At 69.4% G+C, this 20,095-nt stretch carries 21 protein-coding genes; 17 read left to right on the top strand and 4 right to left on the bottom strand.

Features of this window, described 5'->3' with window-relative positions; all coding sequences use genetic code 11:
• The first annotated feature begins 124 nt into the window (after positions 1-124).
• The 7 genes from I601_RS05865 to I601_RS05835 all read left to right on the top strand — a co-directional run bounded on the left by I601_RS05865 (position 125) and on the right by I601_RS05835 (position 8,791).
• Entirely contained in the window at positions 125-1,285 is a 1,161-nt protein-coding gene (locus I601_RS05865; RefSeq protein ID WP_068107351.1) for a thiolase family protein, read from the top strand.
• Between the two features lie 188 nt (positions 1,286-1,473).
• The gene (locus I601_RS05860) at positions 1,474-3,027 is read left to right on the top strand and encodes an ABC transporter substrate-binding protein (RefSeq protein ID WP_157519921.1); all 1,554 of its coding nucleotides are present in this window, start codon (positions 1,474-1,476) and stop codon (positions 3,025-3,027) included.
• Positions 3,028-3,031: 4 nt separating this feature from the next.
• Entirely contained in the window at positions 3,032-3,943 is a 912-nt protein-coding gene (locus tag I601_RS05855; RefSeq protein ID WP_084527208.1) for an ABC transporter permease, read from the top strand.
• Positions 3,940-6,060: a dipeptide ABC transporter ATP-binding protein gene (locus tag I601_RS05850; protein WP_084527206.1), complete on the top strand. Its 2,121-nt coding sequence runs from the start codon at positions 3,940-3,942 to the stop codon at positions 6,058-6,060. Before I601_RS05855 ends, I601_RS05850 begins: the two co-directional genes overlap by 4 nt.
• On the top strand, positions 6,060-7,001 hold the full coding sequence (locus tag I601_RS05845; protein WP_084527204.1) for an ABC transporter permease: 942 nt from the start codon (positions 6,060-6,062) through the stop codon (positions 6,999-7,001). Before I601_RS05850 ends, I601_RS05845 begins: the two co-directional genes overlap by 1 nt.
• Positions 7,002-7,076: 75 nt before the next feature.
• On the top strand, positions 7,077-7,526 hold the full coding sequence (locus I601_RS05840; protein WP_068107343.1) for a nuclear transport factor 2 family protein: 450 nt from the start codon (positions 7,077-7,079) through the stop codon (positions 7,524-7,526).
• 11 nt (positions 7,527-7,537) lie between these two features.
• The gene (locus I601_RS05835) at positions 7,538-8,791 is read left to right on the top strand and encodes a cytochrome P450 (protein ID WP_068107342.1); all 1,254 of its coding nucleotides are present in this window, start codon (positions 7,538-7,540) and stop codon (positions 8,789-8,791) included.
• A 94-nt stretch (positions 8,792-8,885) separates the two neighbouring features.
• Here the strand turns inward: I601_RS05835 and I601_RS05830 are convergent, their stop codons facing one another.
• Positions 8,886-9,188 carry a hypothetical protein gene (locus tag I601_RS05830; protein ID WP_068107339.1) on the bottom strand — a complete coding sequence of 101 codons (303 nt, stop codon included), beginning with the start codon at positions 9,186-9,188 and terminating at the stop codon, positions 8,886-8,888.
• A 122-nt stretch (positions 9,189-9,310) separates the two neighbouring features.
• Between I601_RS05830 and I601_RS05825 the strand changes: the two genes are divergently transcribed.
• Positions 9,311-9,808: a flavin reductase family protein gene (locus I601_RS05825; RefSeq protein ID WP_068107337.1), complete on the top strand. Its 498-nt coding sequence runs from the start codon at positions 9,311-9,313 to the stop codon at positions 9,806-9,808.
• A gap of 177 nt (positions 9,809-9,985) precedes the next feature.
• On the top strand, positions 9,986-11,095 hold the full coding sequence (locus tag I601_RS05820; RefSeq protein WP_068107335.1) for an LLM class flavin-dependent oxidoreductase: 1,110 nt from the start codon (positions 9,986-9,988) through the stop codon (positions 11,093-11,095).
• A gap of 114 nt (positions 11,096-11,209) precedes the next feature.
• Here I601_RS05820 and I601_RS05815 read toward each other — a convergent pair whose 3' ends face one another.
• Entirely contained in the window at positions 11,210-12,433 is a 1,224-nt protein-coding gene (locus I601_RS05815; RefSeq protein ID WP_068107333.1) for an NAD(P)/FAD-dependent oxidoreductase, read from the bottom strand.
• Positions 12,430-12,753: a 2Fe-2S iron-sulfur cluster-binding protein gene (locus I601_RS05810; RefSeq protein ID WP_068107331.1), complete on the bottom strand. Its 324-nt coding sequence runs from the start codon at positions 12,751-12,753 to the stop codon at positions 12,430-12,432. Before I601_RS05810 ends, I601_RS05815 begins: the two co-directional genes overlap by 4 nt.
• Positions 12,754-12,925: 172 nt before the next feature.
• Between I601_RS05810 and I601_RS05805 the strand changes: the two genes are divergently transcribed.
• Positions 12,926-13,507 carry a TetR/AcrR family transcriptional regulator gene (locus I601_RS05805; RefSeq protein ID WP_068107329.1) on the top strand — a complete coding sequence of 194 codons (582 nt, stop codon included), beginning with the start codon at positions 12,926-12,928 and terminating at the stop codon, positions 13,505-13,507.
• A gap of 11 nt (positions 13,508-13,518) precedes the next feature.
• Here the strand turns inward: I601_RS05805 and I601_RS21100 are convergent, their stop codons facing one another.
• Positions 13,519-13,722 carry a ferredoxin gene (locus I601_RS21100; protein ID WP_068107327.1) on the bottom strand — a complete coding sequence of 68 codons (204 nt, stop codon included), beginning with the start codon at positions 13,720-13,722 and terminating at the stop codon, positions 13,519-13,521.
• A gap of 147 nt (positions 13,723-13,869) precedes the next feature.
• Here I601_RS21100 and I601_RS05795 point away from each other — a divergent pair, with 147 nt between their 5' ends.
• The 7 genes from I601_RS05795 to I601_RS05765 all read left to right on the top strand — a co-directional run bounded on the left by I601_RS05795 (position 13,870) and on the right by I601_RS05765 (position 20,094).
• A complete protein-coding gene (locus tag I601_RS05795; protein WP_068107325.1) occupies positions 13,870-15,252 on the top strand; it encodes a phenylacetate--CoA ligase family protein in 1,383 nt (460 codons plus the stop codon).
• A gap of 93 nt (positions 15,253-15,345) precedes the next feature.
• The gene (locus tag I601_RS05790) at positions 15,346-16,107 is read left to right on the top strand and encodes an SDR family NAD(P)-dependent oxidoreductase (protein ID WP_068107323.1); all 762 of its coding nucleotides are present in this window, start codon (positions 15,346-15,348) and stop codon (positions 16,105-16,107) included.
• Positions 16,108-16,172: 65 nt separating this feature from the next.
• Positions 16,173-16,511 (top strand): EthD family reductase, encoded by a 339-nt coding sequence (locus I601_RS05785; protein ID WP_068107321.1) that lies wholly within the window; start codon positions 16,173-16,175, stop codon positions 16,509-16,511.
• Positions 16,508-17,242 carry an SDR family oxidoreductase gene (locus I601_RS05780; RefSeq protein ID WP_068107320.1) on the top strand — a complete coding sequence of 245 codons (735 nt, stop codon included), beginning with the start codon at positions 16,508-16,510 and terminating at the stop codon, positions 17,240-17,242. The genes I601_RS05785 and I601_RS05780 overlap by 4 nt, the downstream gene beginning before the upstream one ends.
• A gap of 112 nt (positions 17,243-17,354) precedes the next feature.
• On the top strand, positions 17,355-17,708 hold the full coding sequence (locus I601_RS05775) for a Zn-ribbon domain-containing OB-fold protein (RefSeq protein WP_084527199.1): 354 nt from the start codon (positions 17,355-17,357) through the stop codon (positions 17,706-17,708).
• Positions 17,705-18,850: a thiolase family protein gene (locus I601_RS05770; RefSeq protein ID WP_068107315.1), complete on the top strand. Its 1,146-nt coding sequence runs from the start codon at positions 17,705-17,707 to the stop codon at positions 18,848-18,850. Before I601_RS05775 ends, I601_RS05770 begins: the two co-directional genes overlap by 4 nt.
• 2 nt (positions 18,851-18,852) lie before the next feature.
• Positions 18,853-20,094, top strand: a complete 1,242-nt coding sequence (locus I601_RS05765; protein ID WP_084527198.1) for a cytochrome P450 — start codon at positions 18,853-18,855, stop codon at positions 20,092-20,094.
• Position 20,095: the final 1 nt, after the last annotated feature.

Here is a 20,095-nt window from a genome sequence, read left to right as displayed (position 1 = left end):
AGGGGTGTTAGCAAACGAATGGTTGTTCTATGCTGGGCCCCACCATAAGACACAGGTCACAGGTGATGGAAGCGCGTCGCAGGTGATCGCCAGCATTCGCCCTGCGGGGCGGGGAGGGTCAGTGATGTCCCGATCGACGTACCTCGTCGGAGGAGCCAGGACCGCCTTCGGCAAGTTCGGGGGTGGGTTCAAGGACGTCGCCGTGAGCGACCTTGCGGTCCCCGCGGTGCAGGAGGCGCTCAAGCGCGCCGACCTGGCTCCTGACCAGGTGGACCACCTGGTCCTCGGCAACACCGTGCACACCACCGCCGACGCCCCGTTCGGCAGCCGGGTGGTCACCCTCAACGCGGGTCTGCCCCAGTCGGCGGCGTCCTTGGGAGTGATCCGGGCATGTGGTACGGGACTCCAGGCGATCGCCTCGGCCTCGGACCAGATCCTCCTGGGTCGCTCCGAGGTGGCGGTCGCGGCCGGGGTCGAGGTCTACTCCGCCGCGCCCCACGTGATCCGCTCCCGGTGGGGTGTCAAGCGCGGCGTGCCCCAGGTCGAGGACATGCTCGACTGGGCCTACCAGGATCCTTTCGACGGTTCCCTGATGGGACAGACCGCCGAGGCGCTGGCTGCGCATGCAGGCATCGACAAGGACGAGCAGGACGAGTATGCGCTGGCCAGCCAGCAGCGCACCGCCCGCGCTCTCGAGGCCGGCTACCTCGGCGAGGAGATCATTGCCTTCGTCGGGGTGGAGGCGGACGAGTTCCCGCGGCCGCAGACGACCGCGGCCAAGCTGGCCTCGATGGACTCCCCCTTCCGTGACGGGGGCACCGTGACGGCCGGTAACTCCTCCGGCGTCAACGACGGCGCCGCTGCCATCGGCGTGGTCTCGGGTGAGGCCGTCGAGCGGCTGGGCCTGGATCCCGTGGCGCGGATCGTCGACTGGGCCGTGGTCGGGTGCGACCCCCGCCTCATGGGCCGCGGGCCCGTGCCGGCCACCGAGGCGCTGTTCGAGCGCACAGGCCTGGGCGCCGACGACATGGACGTCGTGGAGATCAACGAGGCCTTCGCCGTCGTCGTGCTCAACGCCGTGCGTGAGCTCGGCCTGGATCCCTCCCGGGTCAACCGCAACGGTGGCGCGATCTCGATCGGGCACCCGCCGGGGGCGACGGGGATCCGGATGACGATGGCTGCGACCAACGAGCTGCGGCGTACCGGCGGTCGCTACGGCCTGCTCACGATGTGCCTCGGCGCCGGGCAGGGCATGTCGATGATCGTGGAGAACCTGCGCCGCTGAGGGACCGCACGAACGCTGCCCGTCGCCGTGCCGGTGGCGGGCAGCGCCACGTCGCGGGCCCTTCCCAGCATTTTGTCAGCGGGCCAGTGCAGAGCACTAGCCAACCGCACGTTTGTTTAATAGGGTCGAGCCTTGTCTGTATGACGTGGCTCACACCTGCTCGGGCGGGTCTACCGAAGGAGATGGCAGTGGCACGAAGGACTCGCCTGATGGCGGGCGCGGTGATCGCCGCGCTGACGCTGGCGGCATGCGGTGGCGGTGGATCGGCGGACGAGACGACCGGAGACGGTGGCGAACCGACCGTGGGCGGCACCCTGCGCGTGGGCGCCCCCGAGGACCTCGACGCACTCGACCCGCACGCCGTGCGCGGCGAGACGGGGTCGACCTGGGGCGCCATGGTCTACGAGACGCTGGTGGGCGTCGACCAGGCCTCCAACCCCGCCCCCGGGATCGCGGAGTCGTGGGAGGTGAGCGAGGACGGCCTCACCTACACCTTCCAGCTCGACGACGCCACGTTCCACGACGGCTCCCCGGTCACCTCCGAGGACGTGGTCTGGAACTACGAGCGCATCGCGAAGCCGGAGTCCGGCGCGAGCCAGCAGGCCTTCTTCGCCCAGATCGACGAGATGCAGACCCCCGACGAGAAGACCCTGGTGATCGACCTGGCGGCGCCGAACGCGGCGTTCCTGTCGGTGCTGGGCATCCAGGGCCGGGCCGGCATCCAGTCGCCCGACAACTTCGACGGTGACGAGATGGTCGCCCACATCGGTAGCGGGCCCTTCACCTGGGAGTCCTACACCCCCAACAACCGGCTGATCCTGGCCCGCTACGCCGACTACTGGGGCGAGCCGGCCTACATCGAGGAGGTCGAGCTGCGCATCCTCCCCGACGACAACGCCCGCCTGCAGGCGCTGAGCTCGGGTGAGCTCGACCTCGCCTTCGGGCTCGACTCCGCCCAGGCGGAGGCGTCGGCGGCCAGCGGGGCCTTCGAGCTGCAGACCGACAGCCAGAACCGCGGCAACTTCTTCGCCATCAACACCACCAAGGCGCCCTTCGACAACGTCGACGTCCGCCGGGCCATGCAGCTGGCCGTGTCCCGCGAGGACATCGCCGCCGCCGGGTGGGGAGGCTTCGCCGAACCCACCAACCAGCCGTTCGACGCCGAGTCCCCGTGGTTCGTGGAGTCCGACTACCCGGTGACCGCGGACCTCGACGAGGCCAAGCGGCTGATCCAGGAGGCCGGCGCCGAGGGCACCGAGGTCGAGGTGCTGGTCTGGGACGCGCTCGGTTCCGAGCAGGAGGCGCAGATCGTGGCGTCCGCCTGGACGGAGATCGGGCTCGAGCCCAAGCTGACCAAGGTCGACATCACCACCATCGTCACCGACTCCTCCGCTGGCGACTTCGACGTCATCTACCTGTGGATCGGTCTGATCACGGACCCGACCCGTCCCTACGCCTACCTGGCCCAGGACAACGCCAACAACGGCCTGGCCGGACTGCTCAAGGACGACGAGCTCACCGACAAGGTCAAGCAGGCCGCCTCGGAGAACGACGAGGAGACCCGCAAGGAGCTCTACGCGGAGATCCTCGAGGAGAACTACGCCCAGGCGGCGCAGTACTACACCGTGAACCCGACCATCTTCGTCGGCGTCGGCAACAACCTCCAGGGCTACGAGCAGGGCACCTACAACGTCATCTACCACGAGGGGGGCCTGTCGAAGGCGTTCCTCAAGGACGGCTGAGAGCATGTCGAAGAGCCCCTCAGGGCCCGGCACCACCGCGGAGCGGGGCGTCCTGCCCCGCCCGCGGTGGCGCAGCCTGCGACGCGCCGGTGGCAGCTGGACCACCCGGATCGCGCTGCTGGTGCTGGCCCTCAGCCTGGTGGCAGCCGCAGTACCCGGGCTGCTCACCTCGTTCGACCCCGAGCGGGCGGTGCCGGTGGACCGGATGCTCGGCTTCGGGGAGGGGGGCCACCTGCTCGGCACCGACGCGATCGGTCGCGACATCTACTCCCGCCTGGTGCACGGCGCTCGCCTGGCCTGGGTGGTCGGGCTCGCCGTCGCCCTGGGCAGCCTGCTCTGCGGGATCGTCCTGGGGGCGGCCGCCGGCTACTTCGGCGGAGTGCTCGACGGGGTCGTCTCCCGGTTCATCGACGGGGTCCTGGCGTTCCCCCCGATCCTCCTCGGTCTGGTCCTGGCGGCGATCCTCGGCCCCGGCACCTGGACCGCCGTCTTCGCCCTGGTGGTGGTGTACACGCCGCTGACCGCGCGGGTGATGCGCGCGGCGGTGCTGACCGAGAAGTCCGCCCCCTACGTGCTGGCCAGCAGGGGGCTGGGCCACCGAGGCGTGCGCACGCTCGCCGTGGAGATCTTCCCCAACACCATGGGTCCGATGATCGTGGTGGGAACGCTGATCGCCTCGCGCGCCATCATCATCGAGGCGAGCCTGAGCTTCCTCGGGGTCGGCACCCAGCAGCCACGCCCCAGCTGGGGGCTGATGGCCGCCGAGGCGCAGCAGCAGGTACTCATCGCCCCGGTCCAGCTCGTCCTGCCGGTCACCGTGCTCGCCGTGCTGGTGCTGGCCCTCAACTTCGTCGGAGACGCCATGGCCGAGAGATTCGACCCGCAGAGCCGTACCACCCGAGCGAGCAGCCGATGAGTGCGCCGACGACCACCCAGGACCGCTCCGGAGGAGTCGTCGTGGCGGACGGCGAGCCGTTGCTGTCGGTGCGCAACCTGACCGTGACGCGCCGCGGCTCCGGGATCCCGATCGTCTCCGACTTCAGTGTCGACGTGGCGGCGGGCGAGACCGTCGGCATCGTCGGTGAGTCCGGCTGCGGCAAGACCACCGCCGTCCTCGGCACCCTGGGCCTGCTCGACGAGCTGCAGCTCGAGGTCTCGGGAACCGCGACCTACCTGGGACGCGACATGATCAGCGCCTCGGAGAAGCAGCGCCGTCAGCTTTGGGGCAAGGACGTCGGGATCATCTACCAGGACGCTCTGCGCGCGCTCAACCCGGTGCTCAAGGTCGGACAGCAGATCGAAGAGGTCTTCGAGTCCCACGGCGGGCACCCCGACGTGAAGGCCGAGGTGCTGCGGCTGCTCTCGATGGTCGGCATCGCCGACCCCGAGGCGCGTCGCGACGCCTACCCCCACCAGCTCTCCGGAGGCATGCGCCAGCGGGTGATGGCCGCCATCGCGATGGCCATGAGTCCGGGGTTGCTGATCGCCGACGAGCCCACCACCGCGCTGGACGTCACGATCCAGGCGCAGGTCCTGGAGCTGATCCGCAGCCTCTCGGCCGGCTCCGGGACCTCCACCCTGCTCATCAGCCACGACCTCGGCGTGATCGCGGGCATGTGCGACCGGGTGCTGGTCCTCTATGCGGGCCGCATCGTGGAGCAGGGCCCGACCGCGGAGGTCTTCGCCAACCCGCAGCACCACTACACGCAGGCGCTGCTCCGGGCGACCCCCGGCTACGGCGCGCGTGCCACGGACCGCTTCAGCTTCATCCCGGGACAGCCCCCGGAGCCGAACGTCCCCGAGGACCGCTGTGCCTTCGCCGACAGGTGCGAGGGGCGCATCGCCACCTGCTCGACCCAGCGGCCGGACCTGGACGACGTCGTGGTCACCGACGGGCACCGCGCCGCCTGCTTCAACCCGGCGGTCCAGGAGCCCCCGCGCACCGAGCGGCTGAGCATCGTGGAGACCCCGGTGGGGGCATCGAGCTCACTGGTTACCGCCGCGGCCTCCGGACCGGTGCTGCTGGAGGCCCGGGGGATCGTCAAGGAGTACGGCAAGCGGTCCAGGCTGTTCGGCGGCAGGCCACCGGTCCGGGCGTTGGCCGGGGTCGACATGACCCTGCGCGTCGGCGAGTGCCTCGGCCTGGTGGGTGAGTCCGGGTCCGGGAAGACCACGCTGGGCAGGCTGCTGGTGGGCATGGAGTCCACCACCGAGGGTGAGATCCGCTTCGACGACGAGGTGGTCTCGGACCTGAGGGGCGCCAGGCTCCGGGCGTTCCGGAGGCACGCGCAGATGATCTACCAGGAGCCGCGCAGCTCACTGAACCGTTCGTTCACCATCGGGCGCACGCTCCGCATCGCGCTGGTCGCCGGTGGCGCGACGGGTCCACGCGCCGAGCTCGACCAGGCTGCGGCGGAGATGCTGGAGCGGGTGGGCCTCGGCCGCGGCTACCTGGACCGGTATCCCTCCTCGATGTCCGGCGGGCAGTGTCAGCGCGCGGCGATCGCCCGCGCGCTGTGCGTCAAACCGCGGATGCTGGTCGCTGACGAGGCCGTCTCCAGTCTGGACGTCTCGATCCAGGGCCAGATCCTGAACCTGCTGGCCGACATCCAGGTCGAGACCGGCATCGGCATCGTCTTCATCGCCCACGACCTCGGCATCGTGCGCGAGCTGTGCCACGAGGTGGCGGTCATGTACCTGGGACGGATCGTGGAGTCCGGTCCCGCCCGTGAGGTCCTGGAGCAGCCCACGCACCCCTACTCGATGGCGCTCAAGTCGGCGGCTCCGGTCCCCGATCCGGTCGTGGAGCGGAACCGGAGCCGCATCGTGCTGCTGGGCGACCCCCCCAGCCCGGCCTCCCCGCCACCGGGGTGCACCTTCCACACCCGGTGCCCGGTCGGTCCCATGGCCCATCCCGACCGGCAGCAGTGCTCGGGCGAGCGTCCGATGCTGGACCTCACCGCGACCCGTCCGGTGGCCTGCCACTTCGTCGGCAGCACCCCCAACCGCGAGCTGGCCGAGGAGATCCTCTGATGCGCTTCTTCCTCAGTCGCGTCCTCAGCGCGGTCGCGGCACTGCTCCTGCTGACGATGGCCACCTTCCTCCTGGTCCGCCTGATGCCCGGTGACGTCACGACCAGCCTCACTGGCGTCGACGGGGCCAGCCAGGAGACCAAGGCCGCCATCGCCGCGGAGTACGGCCTCGACAAGCCGCTGCCCGAGCAGTACGTGCGCTGGCTCGGCCACGTGCTCGAGGGCGACCTCGGCACCACCGCCCTCACGGGTCAGCCGGTGACCGAGGCTCTGGGGGAGAAGATGGTCCCCTCGCTCCAGATCGCGCTCATCGCGGTCGTCATCAGTGTGCTGCTGGCGGTGGTCCTGGGCACGGTCGCGGCGCTGCGACGAGGTCGTGCGGCCGACAAGGCTGCCTCCGGTGTGGCCCTGGTCGGCACCAGCCTGCCGGACTTCGTGGTGGGCCTGCTGCTGCTCGTCTTCGTCGCCCGCCAGGCCGGGCTGGCCACCTTCGGCTACGAGCCGCTGTCAGCCGGGCTGTGGGAGTGGGGGCGGCACATGGTGCTGCCGGTGACCGCCCTGTCCCTGGGCCTGATCGGTCTGCTCACCCGCCTCACCCGCACATCGGTCTCCGAGACGCTCCAGCAGGAGTTCGTCCGGACGGCACGCAGCAAGGGGGTCCAGGGTCGGCGGATGCTGTGGCGCCACGTGCTGCGGCCCTCCTTGATCCCGATCATCACCACCGCGGGTCTGCAGCTGGTGGCCGTGGTGGGCGGGGTCGTGGTGATCGAGGTGGTCTTCTCGATCCCCGGCATGGGCAAGCTGATCTTCGACGGCATGCGTCAGCGCGACTACGCGGTGATCCAGGCCGCCACGCTCGTCATCGGCTGCATGGCCATCGCCGTCAACGTCTTCGTCGACCTCGTCTACCGCTACCTCGACCCGAGGATGCGCGACTCCTGACTTGTCTCTCCCCCTGGTCGCTCGGACCTCTCGTCCGGGCTCCCTTCCCGCACGGCACTCACGAAAGGCATGCCCATGACCGACCTCGCGCTCGACCACGCCCACCTGCGGAACCTCTACTCCAGGTACTGCTTCGCACTCGACTACGGCAACACCGCGGACGTGCTCGACTGTTTCACCGAGGAGGGCGTGTTCTCCCTCAGCGACCGCGGCGACTTCGTCGGCCACGAGCAGATCGCGGTGCTGATCGACGCCTCCGCGGAGAGTCGCAACCGGCACCAGATCATGAACGTGCTGGTCGACTCGGTCGAGGGTGACACCGCCGAGACTCGCGGCTACTTCGTGCTCCTGCGCACCAAGGACGCCGAGACCATGTCCTACGGGCACTACATCGACTCGGCGACCCGATGCGACGACGGCGTGTGGCGCTGGACGGCCAAGCGCATCCGCTTCGACTGGCGCCACGGCGCCTACGCGGAGCGCTCCGAGAGCCAGCACGTCGACCAGCTGATCCAGAACTCATGAGTGGGACGAGCATGAGCGGGACGACCGACGCCGGGTTGGATGACGAGATGTTGTCGGCGGGTGCGGTGGCGGATCCGTATGGGTATCTGGGTGGTCTGCGTGCGGTGGAGCCGGTGTACTGGAATGCGCGGTACCGGTCGTGGGTGTTGACGCGTCATGCGGATGTGTCGGTGGCGATGACGGATGGGCGTTTCTCGTCGGATCGGATTGCGCCGGTGATTGCGCGGGAGCGGGCGCGGGCGCGTCCGGATCTGGATCTGGTGGAGACGTTCGAGCTGTTGGACCGGTGGTTGGTGTTTCGGGATCCGCCGGAGCACACGCGGTTTCGTCGGTTGGTGCACAAGGCGTTCTCGCCGCGGATCATCGCGTCGATGCGGGGTGAGGTGGAGCGGGTCGCTGATGAGCTGGTGGAGGCGGCTCGGGTGGAGGCTGAGGCTGCTGATGGTGTGGTCGACCTGATTCGTGAGGTGGCGTTCCCGTTGCCGGCGATCGTGATCGCGTCGATGTTGGGTGTGCCTGCGCAGGATCGGGAGCGGTTCAAGGACTGGTCCGATGACATCTCGGCCCTGGTGTTCGGGGCGTTGGATGATCCTGATCGTCATGGTCGGGCGCGGGTGGGGATGTTGGAGCTGGTGGGCTACATCTCGGCGTTGTTGGAGCGGGTGCGTGAGGTGCCTGGTGATGATCTGGCCTCAGCGTTGGTGCAGGCGCGTGATGGTGAGGAGTCGTTGACCGAGGACGAGCTGGTCGCGATCTGTGTGAACTTGTTGTTCGGTGGTCATGAGACGACGACGAACCTGATCGCGAACAGTGTCCTGGCGTTCATCGAGCATCCGGACCAGGCGGAGCTGTTGCGTGCGGACGGTTCGTTGGCGGGTGCGGCGATCGAGGAGATGTTGCGTTTCGATGGGCCGGCGAAGTCGGTGGTGCGGATCGCGGCGGAGGACATCGAGCTGGGTGGGAGGACCATTCGTGCTGGTGATCGGGTGTTCGTGATGTTGGCGGGTGCGAATCGGGATCCGGAGGTGTTCGAGGATCCGGATCGGTTCGACATCACGCGCAAGGGTGTGGGGCACCTGGGGTTCGGTGTGGGGGTGCATTACTGCTTGGGTGCGACGTTGGCGCGGTTGGAGGGCACGGTGGTGGTGCCGAGGTTGTTGGAGCGGTTCCCGCGCATGGAGCTGGCGGGTGAGGAGCTGGAGTGGGATCGGGTGATCCTGACTCGGGGGATGAAGCGGCTCCCGGTCCGGCTCAACGCCTCCTGACCCGCACCGCACCGCGGGGAGGCGGGCCGTCCGCCACGGCGGTGCCGGGAACGCGTCGTGGCGTCCCGGCGCCGCGGTACGCGTCGGCGCCTGATCAGGGCACGACGTGGAGCCGTACGGTCCTCTCCTCGTCCCGGGTCCAGCCCGACCGGGCGGCGTAGGCGATCATCGCCCCGAACTGCTCGACCCACTGCGGGTCCTGGGGCCGGCCGAGCCGGCGCAGGGCGTCCACCGGGAACCAGACGTGGTCGCCGTCGATCTCGGAGCCCGGGTGCAGGGCCTCGAGAGTGTCGGGGAGCCGGTCGACCCCCACCTCGTCGGTGAGCCTGAGGTCGAGCCGTCGAAAGTCGTCATCGTCGTGCAGGCGAGAGCCAGAGGCGTCCACGAGCAGGTACAAGATTTTCCTCCAATGAGCTGCTGTGACGCTTGACACAGCAATCGTAACCTACTCTATGGTTGGTTACGACCGTTGTCACCGCCCCACCACCGTGTGTCTCGCCGAGAGGGACGTGATCGATCGTGATCGAGCTGCCAGCGCAAGAAGTAGGACCCGACCAGCTGCGTGCCGCCTTCGGGTGCTTCCCGAGCGGGGTCACCGCGGTCTGTGCCATGGTGGACGGTGAACCCACCGGGATGGCCGCGAGCTCCTTCACGTCGGTCTCCATGGACCCGGCGCTGGTCTCCATCTGCATCCAGAACAGCTCCCGGACCTGGCGTCAGCTCCGCTCGCTGCTGCGCCTCGGTGTGAGCGTGCTGGCCAGCGGTCAGGACCCCGACTGCCGCAACCTCGCGCGGCCCGCGGGCGACCGCTTCCAGGACGTCCCGTGGGGGCAGAACGCCGACGGGTCGGTCTTCATCGAGGGGGCTGCCGCCTGGCTCAACTGTGGCATCCACACGGTGGTGCCCGCCGGTGACCACGCCATCGTGCTGCTGCGCGTGCACGAGCTGTGGTGCGACGCGGCCGTCGAGCCCCTGGTCTTCCACGGCAGCAAGTTCCGCACCCTCGCCATCGCGTGACGAGCGGCACCACCGACCAGCGACCGCACTGCAGGCCGACGGCCGTGAGGCCGCGCACGACGGCGACCCGCACGTAGTCATCCCACGCAGGACCGAGCCGATGCGTCGCTTGCTGCTACCCGCCTGAACCCAGATCCGCCCTGGCACGACCCCCCTCGAGAGGACAGAGGAACCACCATGAAATTCGGAATCTTCACCATGCCGGAGCACCCGCCCCGCGAGAACTGGACGCTGTCCTACGACCGCGACATCGCTGAGATCGTCAAGGCCGAGTCGCTGGGCTTCGACGAGTTCTGGATCGGCGAGCACCACACCGGCGGCTACGAGAACGTCCCGATGCCCGAGATGATGATCGCCAAGGCTTCCGCGGTCACCAGTCGGATCCGACTCGGCACGGGCGTGGTGAACCTGCCCTACCAGGACCCCTTCCTGGTGGCGGAGCGCCTGGCCTTCCTCGACCACCTCACCCACGGACGCCTCATCTACGGTTTCGGCGGCGGTGGGCTGCCCACCGACAAGGCGCTCTTCCAGATGGCCCCCGAGGAGGCCACTCCCCGGACCAACGAGTCCCTCGAGATCATCTGGAAGCTCCTCACCTCCGAGGACCCGGTCACCCACGAGGGCGTCTTCTGGCACTACGAGGACCGTCAGCTCCAGGTCGGTCCCTACCAGGTGGTGCCGCCGATGGCGGTCGCCGGACTCACCGGGACCCACAACTTCGAGAAGTGTGGCAACCGGGGTTGGATTCCGCTCAGCGTCTACTTCGCGCCGCTGCACACCACCGACAACCCGGCGGCGCCGGACCTGGTGGCCCACCGCGACGCGATCCTCAAGGGTGCGGCGGACTCCGGCCTGGACGCGTCGGATGCGCTCGCCAACTGGCGGGTGAGCCGCGAGGTCTACGTGGCGGCCAACCGCAACGACGCGCTCAACGAGATCCGCGAGGGTGTGACGCGTTCCTACGACTACCTGCGCGGCCTCGGTCTCGGCGCCCTGATGAAGCTCGACCAGAACATGCCCGACGAGGAGCTGACCTTCGACTGGATGGTGGAGAACATCCCGTGGGTGATCGGTAGCCCGGAGGACTGCATCGAGCAGATCCACCACATCCGCGAGGAGACCGGCGACTTCGGCACCTTCCTCATCAACTCCCGCGACTGGGTCACCACGGACATGTGGAACCGCTCGCTGGAGCTGTTCGCCCGCTACGTCATGCCGCAGTTCCAGCCGCACCAGCACATGGCGCGGCGGGACCGGCTGGCTCGGGTCGCCCTCGGCCAGGAGTGACACCAGGCTCCGGGTGGACCACCCGGAGACGAGATCACCCCTGGCGCGACACCTCGGCGGTGTCGCGCCAGGGGTTCGCGGCGTGCGGCGGCTCGTGCGTCAGCGACGCACGGTTCACAGCAGGGTCTTGAGCTTGACCGAGATGTCGGCCGCCAGATCCCTGGGGAAGGACGTACCCGCAGCCAGCGCGCGGCGCACGGCGACGAAGTCGGAGCCCGCGTTGACGCACTCACCGGCGACGAGTCGGTCGTCGCGGTAGCAGAGCACCGTGAAGCCACCCTCGCGGGCGGAGCCGCGGACCACCACGTCGTCATAGCGGGTGGCCGCGCCGGCCATCTGCAGCTTGAGGTCGAACTGGTCGGACCAGAACCACGGCACCGCGTCGTAGGAGACGTCCTGCCCGCAGAGGGTGGCGGCCGCGATGTCGGACTGGTCGGTGGCGTTCTGCACGGACTCCAGGCGCAGCAGGGTGCCCGGCTCCAGAGGGTGGGGAAGCAGGGTCACGTCACCTGCGGCGACCACGCGGGGGTCGCTGGTGCGGGCCCGGCGGTCGACGAGGACGCCGCCGTCGACCTGGAGCCCGAGCTGGTCCGCCAGTCCGGTGCGGGGGACCACACCGATGCCCACGACCACCAGGTCTGCGGGCAGGGCCGTCCCGTCGTCGAGCGCCACTGCCCCGACGCAGCCGTCGTCGGTGCCCTCCAGTGCGACCACCCCGGTCTCGAGCAGCACGCGGCTCCCTTGGTCCCGGTGCAGGTCGGCGAAGAAGTCGGACATCTCCCGGGAGACCGAGCGAGCCATCAGCCGGTCCGCGAACTCCACGACGGTCACCTCCACGCCGCGTTGGCGCAGCACGGCAGCGGCCTCGAGGCCGATGAACCCGCCGCCCACCACGACGGCTCGGCGCACGGAGCCCAGGGTGTCGCGGAGGCCGGTGGCGTCCCGCATGTCGCGCAGGTGGGCGACGCCTCTCAGTTCAGCACCCGGGACCTCCAGGCGGCGAGCTGCGGCACCGGTGGTCAGCGCCAGGTGGTCGAAGGTGAGGTGATCGCCGGTCGAGGTCCGGGCCGTCCCGGCTTCGAGGTCGATCTCCTCCACGCGGGTGCCCCGCAGCAGCGAGATCTCCTTGGTGGCGTAGAAGGTCTCCGGGCGCAGCGACATCGAGTCGGGCGTGACGCTGCCGGCCAGGTAGGCCTTCGACAGCGGGGGCCGGTGGTACGGGAGCGGGGTCTCGTCGCCGACGAGCGTGACCGGTCCTCGGTGGCCGCGCTCGCGCAGCCGGGCGGCGAGCTGCACGCCGGCGTGACTTGCCCCGACGACCAGGACGTGGCCGTTCACAGCTGCTCCGGTGCCACTTCGACGGTCAGTCCGTCGAGCTCCTCGCTCATGGTGAGCTGGCACGAGAGCCGGCTCTCCGGGCGCCGCTCGGCGAGTGCGCCGTCGAGCATGTCGTCCTCCATGTCGGAGGGGCCGCCCACCTGGGCGCTCCAGGGCTGCTGCACGTAGACGTGACAGCTGGCGCAGGCCAGGGACCCGCCGCACTGCCCGACCACACCGGGGACGTCGTGGTCGATGGCGGTTTCCATCAAGGAGCGCCCGAGGGTGGCTTCGACAGTGCGACGCTCCCCGTGGGGATCGATGAAGACGACTGTGCTCATGCGCGCTTCTCCCAAAGAGGGGGGGATGATGAAATCACGTTAACAAACAAACGGTTGGAAATAAACCACCCTGCGGTCCGCGGAGTCGGAAGCACTCCGGCTGGGATATGTTGCCCCCGTTCCGACGGCCAGGCTGCGGAGCCCAACCCGAACCCTGAGCGGAAGGTGTGTCGTGCCTCGTCCAAGTCGATGGGACGACGTCGTCGCGGCAGCCGCGCGCGTCTTCAGCCAGAAGGGCTTCGGTGGCGCCTCCCTCGAGGACGTGGCGAACGAGGTCGGGATGCTCAAGGGCAGTCTCTACAACTACATCACGTCCAAGGAAGACCTGCTCTTCGCCGTGGTCCGCCCGGATGCCGAGGAGCTGCTCAGCCATGCCCGGCAGCTCCACGCCAAGGACCTCCCCGCCTCCGAGAAGCTCCGCCAGATCGCTCTTGTGCACATCGAGATCATCGACCGGCACCTTCCCTACGTCAGCGTCTACGTCCAGGAGATCGCCGGCAGGGGGATCTCGCAGGAGTGGACGGACATGGATCGCGAGTACATGTCCCTGGTGGAGCAGGTGTTCGTCGAAGGGGTCGGCGCCGGCGACTTCGACAGCGCGCTCGACACCAAGATGGCGGCTCGCTCGCTGATCGGGGCGCTGAACTGGATGACCCGCTGGTACGAGCCCGGCGATCCGGCGCAGGCTCGCGCCAAGGCAGCCCAGCTCTCCGACATCTTCCTCTCCGGAGCGCTGGCCCGACGTAAGGGCTGACGCTCCGCGGCTCAGGCCCGGGCGCTCAGGATGGCCTGCACCGGGCAGTCCAGGACAGCGTCCTCGAGGTCCTCCGTCCGCTCGACGGGCTCGCCCGGGGCTCGCCCCTTGCCGTCGACGAGGGTGAAGTGCGCGGGGTCGACCATCACGCAGGTGCCCGATCCGACGCACACCTCCTCGTCGACGCGTACCTGCACCATGTCCGAGTCGCTCATGTCATTTCTCCGCTCTGACTGCTTGTGCTGACGGTCACATTCATGCAGAGTGTAACCAGACAAACGGTCGGTTAACAGACGACGCCGTGGTCGCCTGACCTCGCTCCGCGATGACTGGGCGCTGCGCGGATCGGCGAGGAGCCTGCGATGACGAGCACCCCCCCTGCCTCTGAGAACCATGACGAGCGCGGCTACCCGCGCTTCTGGGACGAGGCCCGCGAGACGATGGCGCCGGAGCAGCGGGACGAGCTGGTGCTCGGCCGCATCCAGCAGCAGCTGCGCCGCGTGTACGACGAGCTGCCCTTCTACCGTCGGCACTACGACGCGCACAGCTTCCACCCCGACGACGTCAAGACCCTCGAGGACTTCACCACCAAGGTCCCGGTGATCACGAAGAAGATGCTGGTCGCCGACCAGCAGGAGCACCCGCCGTTCGGCAGCTACACGCTCGCCACCGACATGGCCGACATCGCTCGCATCCACGGCTCGTCGGGGACGTCGGGCGTGCCGACGCTCTACGCGGTCAGCAACGACGACTGGGCCCGGGCCGCAGACGTGCACGCGATGGCGCAGTGGTGTGCCGGAGTCCGCCCCGACGACCTGGTCCAGGTCGGTTTCCCGTTCGGGCTCTTCTTCGGCGGGTGGGGCGTGGTCCAGGGTGTGGAGAGGATCGGCGCCGCACTCTTCCCCCTCGGCGTCACCGAGTCCGAGAAGCACCTGCAGTGCATCGGACAGCTCCGCCCGACCGTCTTCAGCGCCACCCCGTCCTACTGCATGCACCTGATGTCGGTCGCCGCCGAGCGTGGCATCGACCTCAGGGAGAGCTCGGTCAAGCTGCTCCTGGTCGGGGGTGAGCCCGGCGGCAGCCTGCCCGGCACCCGAGAGATCCTCGAGGAGGGGTGGGGCGCCACCCTGGTCGACGCTGGTTCCACCTCAGAGATGTACCCCTTCCAGGCCAATGTCGGCTGCCCTGCCGGCACCGGGACGCACATCATCTCCGACGAGGTCTACCCCGAGATCGTGGACAAGGACGACCTCAACGTCCCGGTGCCGGACGGCCGACGCGGAGCCCTCGTCTACACCCATCTCTGGCGCACCTCCCAGCCGATGATCCGCTTCGCGCCGGGCGACGAGTCGTACCTGACCCACGAGCCCTGCCCCTGTGGGCGGACCTACCCGCGTCTGCCTGAGGGCGTGCTGGGGCGCCTCGACGACATGCTCGTCGTGCGCGGCGCCAACATCTTCCCCAGCGCGATCGAGACCGGGCTGCGCAGCGTGCCGGGCTTCGGGCCGGAGTTCACCATCCACGTCTCCAAGCGCGGCGCGCTCGACGAGATCGTGGTGCGGGCCGAGTGGGACCCGGCGGTGGTGACCGACGACGCCGCACGCGAGCGGGCGCAGGCTGCCGGGGAGGCCAGGCTCAAGAGCCTGACCGGGATCCGGATCCCGGTCGAGATGCTCGACCCCGGGACCCTGCCGTCCACCGTCTTCAAGGCCCGGCGCGTCGTCGACGAGCGACCGCGCGCCTGACCGGCTGCCCGGCCGGCCAGCGCGCGCCCGCCCGCACCAGAGCCAGCCTCACGTCCGCACCAGAGCCAGCACCCGAGCCAGGAGGACCAGACCATGGAGGTGACCGGAAGGGTCGCACTCGTCACAGGAGGCGCATCGGGTCTGGGGCGTGCCACCGCACGGCGCCTGGCCGGGGCGGGAATGCTGGTCGTGATCGTCGACCTGCCCTCCTCGCCCGGCGACGAGACCGCCGCCGAGCTCGGCGAGCAGGTGCGCTTCGCGCCGGCGGACGTCACGGACACCGATCAGGTCAACGCCGCGATCGAGCTCGCAGAGAGCCTCGGCGACCTCTGCGTGGCCGTCAACTGCGCCGGGATCGGCAACGCCTTCCGGGTGGTCGGCCGGGACGGTCCGTTCCCGCTGGAGGAGTTCCGCAAGATCCTGGAGGTGAACCTCGTCGGGACCTTCAACGTGCTCCGGCTCACCGCCCAGGCCATGGTGGCACGTCCGCTCGAGGGCGAGGAGCGTGGCGTCATCATCAACACCGCCTCCGCCGCGGCGTACGACGGCCAGGTCGGGCAGGCGGCGTACTCGGCCTCGAAGGCGGCCCTCGTCGGCATGACGCTGCCGGTCGCCCGTGACCTGGCCAAGCACCGGATCCGGGTCAACACGATCGCGCCCGGCTTCTTCCGGACGCCGCTCGTGGACCTGCAGCCCGAGGAGGTGCAGGCCTCGCTCGCTGCCCAGGTGCCCCACCCCTCGCGGGCCGGGGACCCGGACGAGTTCGCCAGCCTGGTCGAGCACGTGATCGCCAACCCGATGCTCAATGCCGAGACCATCCGGCTCGACGCCGGAATGCGGATGGGCTCCCGCTGACCGTCAGGTCCCGCGCCCGCACCTCAAGCCGTCCCCCACACACCCTCGAGAACTCAGGAGACACCATGTACAAGATCATCGCCTGCTGGTCAGCGCCCAAGAGCGAGGACGTCGAGGCCTTCGAGAAGCACTACGCGGAGGTCCACCTCCCGGCCGCGGCGCGGTCGCCGCACCTGCGCAAGCTCGTGGCGATCCGCACCGACACCAACCTGGGGGGCAGCGACCCCTCGTTCTACCGGGTCGCCGAGCTCCACTACGACTCCGAGGCGGACCTGCAGGCCAGCGAGCAGTCCCCGGAGTTCGCCGCCATGCGGGCCGATGCCGGCGTGATGATCGAGCGCTTCGGGGTGAGTCTCGAGGTCGGCATCGGCACCGAGGTCGAGGCAGAGCTGAGCCCGGCATGACGGTCCTGGTCACCGGAGGCTCCTCCGGCATCGGTCGTGCGATCGCCGAGCACTGGGGCGGCCTGGGTCACGACGTGGTCATCAACTACCACGCCAACGACGCTGCGGCGCAGGAGGCGGTCGCGGCCGTCGAGGCGGCCGGTGGGCGAACCCACCTCGTCAAGGCCGACGTCGGCAGCCAGGCCGGGGTGGACGCGCTCGTGGCGGCTGTCGCGGAGGTCACCGACTCCCTCGACCTGTTCGTCCACTGCGCGGGGCTCGCTGTCACCGGCAGCGCGCTGGAGATCGATCCGGAGCGCCTGGCCCAGGCCATCGCCGTCAACGCCACCTCCTTGGTTCCGCTGGCGCAGGGGCTGCTGCCGGTCCTCAAGCCCGGCAGCAGCCTGGTCTACATCAGCAGCCGCGGGGCCAGGAGCTACGTGCCGTCGTACGTCGCGCTGGGTCCCTCCAAGGCGCTCGGCGAGGCCCTGGTCCGCTACCTGGCCGTGGAGCTCGCGCCCCGTGGGGTGCGCGCCAACACCGTGGCCGCCGGCGCGCTGGACACTCCGGCGTTCCGGACGATGTTCGGGGACCGGGCGCAGGACCGGCTGGATGCGGCCGCGGGGGCGAACCCCAGTGGCCGTGGCCTGGCGATGTCCGATGTCGTGGCTGCCGTCGAGCTGGTCTCCTCGCCCGCCTGCGGGATGGTCCAGGGGCAGACGCTGATGGTCGACGGCGGCATCTCCTTGTAAACCCCACCGGCGGGCGCTGGAATTGCCGCCTTGAACAACCTATCGTTTGGTTACGTCCCTCGCAGGTCGCGTCCGCGCGACCTGCGAACCAACGCACGAGGAGACATGCCCGATGCCTGATCCGCGCCCGCAGGTCGACACCAGTGAAGGGCCGCTGGTGGTCGGAGTGAAGTGCCGTTCGTGCCGCCATCCGATGGCCACGCCCCGCCCGGTGTGCGCGGCCTGCGGCGGTCAGGTGGAGGAGGCCGGCTTCGGCCCGACCGGCACGGTCTACGCCTCGACGGTGGTCCGGATCGCCGTCGGCGACCGGACCCCGCCCTACGCGCTGGCCTACGTCGACCTCGACGACGGTCCGCGGATCCTGGCCCACGTCGCAGGAGCCGAGGTGAGCGCACCGGCAGTCGAGTCCCGCGTGCGCCTCCTCGCGCCCCGCGACGGCGACGTGGTCGTGGAGGTCGTGGCATGAGCGTCTTCATCACGGGAGCAGGCACCTCCCACTTCGGCAAGCAGTCCCACCTCTCCCCGGCGGAGCTGGCCTGGACGGCGGTCGGCGAGGCCCTCGCCGACCGTGCCTCCGCGGGTGGAGTCCTCCCACCCTTCGACGCGGTCTACGTCGGGAGCGTCTTCGGTGAGCCGGGGGTCGCGATGCGGGCGTTGCAGGGGTACGCGCTCACCGGCCTGCCGATCATCACCGTCGAGAACGCTTGCGCCAGCGGGACCTCGGCCATGCACGAGGCGGCCACCGCGATCCGCCAGGGCCGCTACCAGGAGGTGCTGGTGCTCGGGCTGGAGCAGATGAGCACTCTGTTCAAGGGGCCGATCATCCCGCAGCAGAGCGACACCGAGGGGCGCACCGGGCTGGCCATGCCGAGCCTCTACGCGATGGAGGCCAGCCGTTGGCTCCACGAGGGGCGGGTCACGCCCGAGCAGCTCGCATCGGTCTCGGTGAAGAACCACCGCCATGCCATGCACAACGACCGGGCCCAGTACTCGGGCGAGTACACCGTCGAGCAGGTCCTGGGCTCGGTGATGATCTCCGACCCGCTCACGCTGCTCCAGTGCAGCCCCATCTCCGACGGTGCGGCCGCGGTGGTGCTCAGCGCCACCTCGGCCTCGCCGCGTGACGTCGAGCTGCTCGCCTCCGCCCAGCAGGCGGGCGGCCCCTGGGACCACCGCAGCCCGGACGTGTGGGGCTACCAGCTCATCAGCGACACGGCCCTGGCGGCCATGGAGCTGGCCGGTCTGGGGCCCGACGACGTCGACCTCGCAGAGGTCCACGACGCGTTCACCATCGGCGAGCTCACCACCACCGAGGCCCTGGGCCTGGCCCCCCAGGGGATGGCCGGGCACTACGCGGAGTCCGGACGGACCGCCCTCGGCGGTCAGCTGCCGGTGAACCCGTCGGGCGGGCTGCTCTCCCGGGGGCACCCGCTGGGTGCCACCGGTGTCGCCCAGGCGGCCGAGGTCGTCTGGCAGCTGCGCGGCGAGGCCGGAGGCCGCCAGGTGGACGGCGCGCAGGTGGGTCTGGTCGAGACGATGGGCGGCGGGGTGTCCGGCGTCGACGGGAACGCGTGCGTCGTGGCCCTGTTCGGGCGAAGGGGGATCTGACGATGAAGGCCGGGTTGGATGACGAGATGTTGTCGGCGTGTGCGGTGGCGGATCCGTATGGGTATCTGGGTGGTCTGCGTGCGGTGGAGCCGGTGTACTGGAATGCGCGGTACCGGTCGTGGGTGTTGACGCGTCATGCGGATGTGTCGGTGGCGATGACGGATGGGCGTTTCTCGTCGGATCGGATTGCGCCGGTGATTGCGCGGGAGCGGGCGCGGGCGCGTCCGGATCTGGATCTGGTGGAGACGTTCGAGCTGTTGGACCGGTGGTTGGTGTTTCGGGATCCGCCGGAGCACACGCGGTTTCGTCGGTTGGTGCACAAGGCGTTCTCGCCGCGGATCATCGCGTCGATGCGGGGTGAGGTGGAGCGGGTCGCTGATGAGCTGGTGGAGGCGGCTCGGGTGGAGGCTGAGGCTGCTGATGGTGTGGTCGACCTGATTCGTGAGGTGGCGTTCCCGTTGCCGGCGATCGTGATCGCGTCGATGTTGGGTGTGCCTGCGCAGGATCGGGAGCGGTTCAAGGACTGGTCCGATGACATCTCGGCCCTGGTGTTCGGGGCGTTGGATGATCCTGATCGTCATGGTCGGGCGCGGGTGGGGATGTTGGAGCTGGTGGGCTACATCTCGGCGTTGTTGGAGCGGGTGCGTGAGGTGCCTGGTGATGATCTGGCCTCAGCGTTGGTGCAGGCGCGTGATGGTGAGGAGTCGTTGACCGAGGACGAGCTGGTCGCGATCTGTGTGAACTTGTTGTTCGGTGGTCATGAGACGACGACGAACCTGATCGCGAACAGTGTCCTGGCGTTCATCGAGCATCCGGACCAGGCGGAGCTGTTGCGTGCGGACGGTTCGTTGGCGGGTGCGGCGATCGAGGAGATGTTGCGTTTCGATGGGCCGGCGAAGTCGGTGGTGCGGATCGCGGCGGAGGACATCGAGCTGGGTGGGAGGACCATTCGTGCTGGTGATCGGGTGTTCGTGATGTTGGCGGGTGCGAATCGGGATCCGGAGGTGTTCGAGGATCCGGATCGGTTCGACATCACGCGCAAGGGTGTGGGGCACCTGGGGTTCGGTGTGGGGGTGCATTACTGCTTGGGTGCGACGTTGGCGCGGTTGGAGGGCACGGTGGTGGTGCCGAGGTTGTTGGAGCGGTTCCCGCGCATGGAGCTGGCGGGTGAGGAGCTGGAGTGGGATCGGGTGATCCTGACTCGGGGGATGAAGCGGCTCCCGGTCAGGCTCAACGCCTCCTGAC

Source organism: Nocardioides dokdonensis FR1436, assembly GCF_001653335.1.
GTDB classification, from domain to species: Bacteria; Actinomycetota; Actinomycetes; order Propionibacteriales; family Nocardioidaceae; genus Nocardioides; species Nocardioides dokdonensis.
This window is presented reverse-complemented; position numbering and strand designations above follow the sequence as displayed.

Excerpts from the sequence above, each read along its gene's own strand:
- I601_RS05770 (WP_068107315.1), top strand. The coding sequence starts at position 17,705 with ATGAGCGTCTTCATCACGGGAGCAGGCACCTCCCACTTCGGCAAGCAG.
- I601_RS05810 (WP_068107331.1), bottom strand. The coding sequence starts at position 12,753 with ATGAGCACAGTCGTCTTCATCGATCCCCACGGGGAGCGTCGCACTGTC.
- I601_RS05775 (WP_084527199.1), top strand. The coding sequence starts at position 17,355 with ATGCCTGATCCGCGCCCGCAGGTCGACACCAGTGAAGGGCCGCTGGTG.
- I601_RS05820 (WP_068107335.1), top strand. The coding sequence starts at position 9,986 with ATGAAATTCGGAATCTTCACCATGCCGGAGCACCCGCCCCGCGAGAAC.
- I601_RS21100 (WP_068107327.1), bottom strand. The coding sequence starts at position 13,722 with ATGAGCGACTCGGACATGGTGCAGGTACGCGTCGACGAGGAGGTGTGC.
- I601_RS05790 (WP_068107323.1), top strand. The coding sequence starts at position 15,346 with ATGGAGGTGACCGGAAGGGTCGCACTCGTCACAGGAGGCGCATCGGGT.
- I601_RS05845 (WP_084527204.1), top strand. The coding sequence starts at position 6,060 with ATGCGCTTCTTCCTCAGTCGCGTCCTCAGCGCGGTCGCGGCACTGCTC.
- I601_RS05780 (WP_068107320.1), top strand. The coding sequence starts at position 16,508 with ATGACGGTCCTGGTCACCGGAGGCTCCTCCGGCATCGGTCGTGCGATC.
- I601_RS05765 (WP_084527198.1), top strand. The coding sequence starts at position 18,853 with ATGAAGGCCGGGTTGGATGACGAGATGTTGTCGGCGTGTGCGGTGGCG.
- I601_RS05785 (WP_068107321.1), top strand. The coding sequence starts at position 16,173 with ATGTACAAGATCATCGCCTGCTGGTCAGCGCCCAAGAGCGAGGACGTC.
- I601_RS05850 (WP_084527206.1), top strand. The coding sequence starts at position 3,940 with ATGAGTGCGCCGACGACCACCCAGGACCGCTCCGGAGGAGTCGTCGTG.
- I601_RS05795 (WP_068107325.1), top strand. The coding sequence starts at position 13,870 with ATGACGAGCACCCCCCCTGCCTCTGAGAACCATGACGAGCGCGGCTAC.
- I601_RS05835 (WP_068107342.1), top strand. The coding sequence starts at position 7,538 with ATGAGCGGGACGACCGACGCCGGGTTGGATGACGAGATGTTGTCGGCG.
- I601_RS05840 (WP_068107343.1), top strand. The coding sequence starts at position 7,077 with ATGACCGACCTCGCGCTCGACCACGCCCACCTGCGGAACCTCTACTCC.
- I601_RS05855 (WP_084527208.1), top strand. The coding sequence starts at position 3,032 with ATGTCGAAGAGCCCCTCAGGGCCCGGCACCACCGCGGAGCGGGGCGTC.
- I601_RS05865 (WP_068107351.1), top strand. The coding sequence starts at position 125 with ATGTCCCGATCGACGTACCTCGTCGGAGGAGCCAGGACCGCCTTCGGC.